This is a genomic window from Plesiomonas sp., from assembly GCF_051650925.1.
Classification (GTDB): domain Bacteria; phylum Pseudomonadota; class Gammaproteobacteria; order Enterobacterales; family CAMTGL01; genus Plesiomonas.
Genome location: NZ_JBOFRH010000413.1, coordinates 1 through 6,099 on the forward strand (window position 1 = coordinate 1; position 6,099 = coordinate 6,099).

Genomic DNA, 6,099 nt, shown 5'->3' on the forward strand with positions numbered 1-6,099 from the left:
TGCAGTGAATGCGGTCATCATGAAGCTATTTTTGGCACCGGTGGTGCTGCACGGTTAGCTGAAAAGTATGGTGCTGAATTGCTGGCACAACTACCACTGCATATCCGGTTGCGTGAAGACCTTGATCGCGGTGAGCCAACCGTAGTTGCTGCGCCGGAAAGTGAGTTTACTCACATTTATCGCCAGTTAGCGGCACGTATTGCTGCAAAAATGTACTGGAGTGGTGAATCTATCGCCACAGAGATTGCAGTTCGTAATATTAGTTAAAATCAATGGTAGCGTGATGAGGGTCAAATTTCTTATAATCATAAGGTTTGCACCCACGTCATCATTTGTTTTCACGCCACTAGAGTAATCAGAGCTTCACTATGACAGAACAATCTCAGCAGTGTCTCATCATCGGTATCGCTGGCGCTTCAGCGTCAGGAAAAAGTCTTATTGCTAGCACCATTTACCGTGAGCTGTGCGAACAGCTTGGAGATGCTCAAATCGGCGTGATATCTGAAGATTGCTATTACAAAGATCAAAGCCATTTGCCGATGGAGCTTCGTGTGAAAACGAACTACGATCATCCAAAAGCAATGGATCATGACTTATTGTTGCAGCATTTACAGATGCTGCAACGTGGCGAAGCGGTTGATATCCCGCAATACAGCTATGTAGAGCACACGCGTAAACAAGAAGCTATTCACTTTGAACCGAAAAAAGTGATCATTTTGGAAGGTATTTTACTGCTGACCGATTCTCGTCTGCGCGGTGAAATGCACGCTTCTATTTTTATTGATACACCGCTGGATATCTGTTTACTGCGCCGTGTCAGAAGAGATGTGACCGAGCGTGGTCGTACTATGGAATCAGTACTTGAGCAGTACCAGAAAACGGTACGTCCAATGTTCTTGCAGTTTATTGAGCCATCAAAACAGTATGCCGATATTATCGTACCGCGCGGTGGAAAGAACCGTATCGCTATCGATATTCTGAAAGCAAAAATCACGCAGTTACTCAGCGAGTAAACACAACTGACCACACTGAGAGCGGCTGGATTTTCCAGCCTCTTTTTTAATCTGATAGTGAACGTAACTGCTCATTCCCATGTATCCACATGGATTTTACGACATAAATCACGGAGATTATCCATTGTGTCGCCGCAAATTATCTTAAAATAGAGTTGGTTACGCTATAAGCTGGAGTTATTTGCTATGCGTTTATGTGATACGGATATAGAAGCTGCGTTAGACAGTGGTCGGATTGTCATTGAGCCCCGCCCGCCGATTGAGCGTATTAACGGCGCGACAGTTGATGTGCGTTTAGGCAATCAGTTTCGGGTCTTCCGTGACCATACTGCTGCGTTTATTGATCTGAGCGGCCCGAAAGATGAAGTGACTGCCGCACTTGAGCGCGTGATGAGCGATGAGATCGTGCTGGCCGAGGGGGAAGCGTTCTTTTTGCATCCAGGGGAGCTGGCGCTGGCAGTTACCTATGAATCGGTAACATTGCCTGATGATATAGTGGGTTGGCTTGATGGCCGATCGTCTTTGGCTCGACTAGGCTTGATGGTGCATGTTACGGCACACCGAATTGATCCGGGTTGGCAAGGTTGCATCGTGCTCGAGTTTTATAATTCAGGGAAGTTACCATTAGCTCTTCGCCCTGAAATGTTGATTGGCGCACTCAGCTTTGAACCACTCACAGGGCCTGCCGCACGGCCATATAATCGTCGTGTTGATGCAAAATATAAAAATCAGCAAGGCGCAGTAGCGAGTCGTATTGATAAGGATTAACACTCGCTGAGTTGATAACAAGAATGAGGCAGGGATGAGAAAACGGCTTATACTGGGATGTACACTGGGTATTTTTGCGATAGCAGCATCTACTTTGTTGCTATCAATCGATACTAATCAGTTTAAATCATTGATTGCTGATCGTATTAAAAGCAAAACAGGGCAGACATTAACTATACAAGGCGCATTACAGTGGCGCTTTTCATACGGGTTATATCTGCAAGCCGGTGAAACCTCACTGACCAGCCCAGCCGGTTATCGTGACCCCTATATTATTCAGGCGAAAAGCATTTCGCTTGAAGTTGGTTTGTTTTCTTTATTAAGCAAACAACTTGTTATCAACAATTTGCAGCTTGACGGTGTTACTGCTGTATTGGAAATTGCAGCAAATGGCACAAGTAATTGGGATGCACTGGCCCGTGATGATCTCTCTGCTGAAAATAATCCCTATCAGCAAAATACGTTTTCACCTGATTTACCTATTTCATCTCCGGTAATATCACAAAACACCACACCTCAAAAAAACACTTGGGATATTGTCCTACGCCAGATCACAGTCAATAACAGTCAGCTTATCTGGCGAAAAGCGGCTAATTCAGTTGTATTTAACCAACTTAATATTGCTCTGGGCAATGCTACTCATGGCGTATTTCCCTTACAACTTTCATCCTCTATTGCACTGCCGCGTGATACTGCGGCCATTAATTATCAGGGTAAATTATCTCTGAGTGAAAACCTTAATGATATTTCACTGACCAATAATAATCTTGAAATTACACTGATTAATAATACCGCCGAGGGTGGCACGGAAAACAAGATAACCAGTACATTCTTGGCTGATTTAAATCGGAAAGAGGGTAAAGTTGTACTGCGAGATGTTCGTGTTGACTCTCCTATTGCACAAGTTTCTGGTGAGGTTATTGCAAAAACAAAGCCAGCGCCGGGTTTTATTGATATCAATATTAACAGCCCCTATCTTGATCTTGATACATTATTACCACTTTGGAAAGATGTTGTAGAGCGTGCTGACCAGCCTGATAACGCTGTCTACCTTGGGCAAAATGGAAATGCCGCAATCAGCATAGAGGCTACTAGCGAAATAGCAGAACTTAATTCTGATAATATACTGGATAAATCCAGTGACAATACCCGCAAGCAAAATAGCCTCTATTATCTTGATGGTTTTGCCACCTTAAGAGTGAATAAAGTTCATTGGCGAAAACATACATTTGATGATGTATCCCTTGATGCGACCATTCAACAGGGCATTGCGGCAATTGATCAATTTAGCATGACAGGCTTAGGTGGATTACTGCAAGCAACCGGTACAGTTAACTTATTGACCGAGCCTAAAATATTTGAAATTTTACCTGTACTAACCCATATTCAACTTTCATCATTACTGAACTGGCTTAATAGTGGTATTGATGCGCGTGGAGTATTGAATATGAGTGGGAAATGGCTATTTGAAGGGTGGCCGAATATAGATTCTAGTCGTGGATTTGTCACCTTGCTATTACGGGATGTTGATTTTGAAGGCGTGAATTTACCGTATTTACTCTCAAGCAGCATAGCCAGAGCAAAAGGTCAAAGTGTGGCCAGTGAATCGGTAGCCTATCAAACACACTTGGATAAAATGGCAATTGACCTGAATATTAATCAGGGAAAACTAAAAATAGCACGCATGAATGCATCAGCCAATAAACTTGCACTCAACGCCACAGGAAATATTAATCTTCTGACCAAACAGTGTGATTTAACATTGAATAACCGCATTCAAACAGCAAACAATGATGTTCCGTTTGTAGATGTTCCGCTGTACGTATATGGGTCATTAAATGATCTACGTTATCGGGTTGATATAGTCAGTATTGTGAAACAACAAATTCGTGCAAATAAACAAAAGTTACGTGATAAGCTTGAAAAGCAAGGCATACTAAGACGTGATGAAATAGATGAGATTAATGCACTGTAGATTAAAACTAAATGCATTATTCACAGGCCTGTACCGGCTATGTGCAGCAATAATCATTGATTTAACGGCAGGTAAATAATGGCAAAATATATCGGTTTAATGTCAGGTACCAGTTTAGATGGTGCTGATACCGTGTTAATTGAGACAGATGGCCAGCAAGTTTCTTTATTGGCTGCTGACTTTTTGCCCATGCCTGATGCACTGAAACAATCTGTATTAGATGTCTGTCACGGTCAAACTACGACATTGGTAAATATCGGTCAACTTGACCACCGTTTAGGGCTGTTTTTTGCTGAAGCTGTACAATCATTGCTCACAAAACATCATATTCTGGCAGCAGATGTCGAGGCTATCGGCTGCCACGGTCAAACGGTATACCATGACCCTGATGGCGTTTATCCTTTTACCTTACAATTAGGTGATGCCAATCTGATTGCGGCACAGACCGGAATTGCCACCGTTGCTGATTTTCGCCGCCGTGATATGGCATTGGGCGGCCAAGGTGCGCCATTAGTTCCGGCATTTCATGTTGCACTGTTTGGCACATTAACCCCGAGGGCAATACTGAATATTGGCGGTATTGCTAATCTCACTCTTTTGTTACCTGATCATCCGGTAACAGGGTTTGATACTGGGCCCGGCAACGTACTGCTTGATGCATGGGTGATGCTACAAACAGGGCAGCGGTTTGATAATAATGCTGAATTTGCCCAGCAAGGGCAAGTGGATGCAGATCTTTTACATGCGCTGCTTGCAGAGCCTTTTTTTGCAATAAAACCGCCGAAAAGCACCGGTCGTGAACTGTTCAATATGGCATGGCTGCAGCAAAAGCTGGCTTATTTCCCTTCTCTTTCTGCTGTTGATATTCAGGCAACACTGGTTGAATTAACGGCAGTTACCATTACGCAGCCTTTGCTCAGTCAGAACATTACGCTCAATGAGTTACTGGTTTGCGGTGGTGGTGTACACAACCCACTATTAATGCAGCGTTTAGCACATTATCTTCCTCAAACCCGTGTTTTATCCACGGAACACTATGGTGTTAGCGCTGATTATATGGAAGCGATGGCATTTGCATGGCTTGGTTGGTGCGCAGTTCATCAACAACCAGGGAATCTTCCTGCGGTGACTGGCGCTGAATATCCGGCAATATTAGGTGCAATTTATCCGCGTTAAAACTGCGTTAAACGATATAGTGGTGTTGTTGCATAAAATTACATCTGATCTAGCGATAAATATATTGTCGAACGGTCACCTTTATCCCTTTCGGTTTTTGCTAAGCATGTCGCGTAAGTGTAAACTGACAGTGGTTAAATTGTGCTCGCTAATATGAAATATGTTTCTTGCTAAAAGAACGGATGGTGAAAGCAATGCTGAAGGAACAGCAACTGATCATGTCCAATCCCAGTTTAATTCCCATGCACAGTTTGCGGTGGGTTTTATTTGGTGATTTGGATACAGAACATTTTATTGCCGCATACCATTTGGCATTTAAAAACTTCTTACCTTTACAGATGGAATGGCTTGATTTAAGCATGTATGACATTCCCCTTGTTGAATTGGAAAAGGGGTTGCCTGCTTGGTTGCATCGCTCATCAGCACTGGGTTTACGTGCTTTATTTGTTCATGTAGAAGAGGGGCATTTACAGTTAATTATCACTTGGCAGCGGCAATATATTACGCGACAAGAGATTATTGATTTACTGTGTCAGGTGTCTGAGGGTTATAACTCTGCGTTATTAAATTTAAATTATAATGCCATTCATGTTTTACCGTTTTCGGAGTTTCTTGAAGAGAGTGACCGTCTTGCCGAATCACCGACATGCTCAAGTGTTATTGATTTAACCTCACGTGAATACGAGCGGATACGTGCGTTACAACGGATTATTTTACCGGCTGTATGGCGTTGGGCTGAGCCACATGGTTTTCATCGTGAGCAGCTACACGCTGAATGGTTAGAGTGTGATTTAGTCAAACCGGCTGGCATTAAAGTGCAGCATTTAGCACCCATTATGAATGTTGTACTCGATAAAATGGTTGAAGTCTCATTACTAACATTAAATGGAAGAGAGAACCCTGAGTTAACGCTGCAAATTGCCTGTAAACATCCTCAATCAGTCTCTTTACCACAGTTGTTACACAGTCTGAAAGAGTATTTGTTAGAGGAGCGTTAACGAGTAGCATAAACCGTACTCATTATCTGAACATGTGTTTGTTATTACGAAAGATAATTTGTATTAAAACGAAAATTAAACGCCCGCCTCTAAGAGGGCTGGTAAAACTACATGAATCAGCCCTCTTTTGAGATATTTGCTATATGCTTGCATATGTTGATATTTCAAT

The 6,099-nt window shown here is 42.7% G+C and carries 6 protein-coding genes; all 6 read left to right on the forward strand.

What is annotated here, in order from left to right:
* Positions 1–267, forward strand: a 267-nt coding sequence (locus ACRC27_RS09805; RefSeq protein WP_438639785.1) for a P-loop NTPase, incomplete at its 5' end; no start/stop codon positions are given.
* A 101-nt stretch (positions 268–368) separates the two neighbouring features.
* A complete protein-coding gene (gene udk / locus ACRC27_RS09810; protein ID WP_438621737.1) occupies positions 369–1,013 on the forward strand; it encodes a uridine kinase in 645 nt (214 codons plus the stop codon).
* Between the two features lie 186 nt (positions 1,014–1,199).
* A complete protein-coding gene (gene dcd / locus ACRC27_RS09815; protein ID WP_438621738.1) occupies positions 1,200–1,781 on the forward strand; it encodes a dCTP deaminase in 582 nt (193 codons plus the stop codon).
* A gap of 34 nt (positions 1,782–1,815) precedes the next feature.
* Positions 1,816–3,756, forward strand: a complete 1,941-nt coding sequence (locus ACRC27_RS09820) for an AsmA family protein (RefSeq protein WP_438639786.1) — start codon at positions 1,816–1,818, stop codon at positions 3,754–3,756.
* Positions 3,757–3,834: 78 nt separating this feature from the next.
* Positions 3,835–4,932 carry an anhydro-N-acetylmuramic acid kinase gene (locus ACRC27_RS09825; protein WP_438639787.1) on the forward strand — a complete coding sequence of 366 codons (1,098 nt, stop codon included), beginning with the start codon at positions 3,835–3,837 and terminating at the stop codon, positions 4,930–4,932.
* 194 nt (positions 4,933–5,126) lie between these two features.
* Positions 5,127–5,930, forward strand: a complete 804-nt coding sequence (locus ACRC27_RS09830) for a hypothetical protein (RefSeq protein WP_438639788.1) — start codon at positions 5,127–5,129, stop codon at positions 5,928–5,930.
* Positions 5,931–6,099: the final 169 nt, after the last annotated feature.

Coding starts and splice junctions, on each gene's coding strand:
- udk (WP_438621737.1), top strand. CDS start 369: ATGACAGAACAATCTCAGCAGTGTCTCATCATCGGTATCGCTGGCGCT.
- dcd (WP_438621738.1), top strand. CDS start 1,200: ATGCGTTTATGTGATACGGATATAGAAGCTGCGTTAGACAGTGGTCGG.
- ACRC27_RS09820 (WP_438639786.1), top strand. CDS start 1,816: ATGAGAAAACGGCTTATACTGGGATGTACACTGGGTATTTTTGCGATA.
- ACRC27_RS09825 (WP_438639787.1), top strand. CDS start 3,835: ATGGCAAAATATATCGGTTTAATGTCAGGTACCAGTTTAGATGGTGCT.
- ACRC27_RS09830 (WP_438639788.1), top strand. CDS start 5,127: ATGCTGAAGGAACAGCAACTGATCATGTCCAATCCCAGTTTAATTCCC.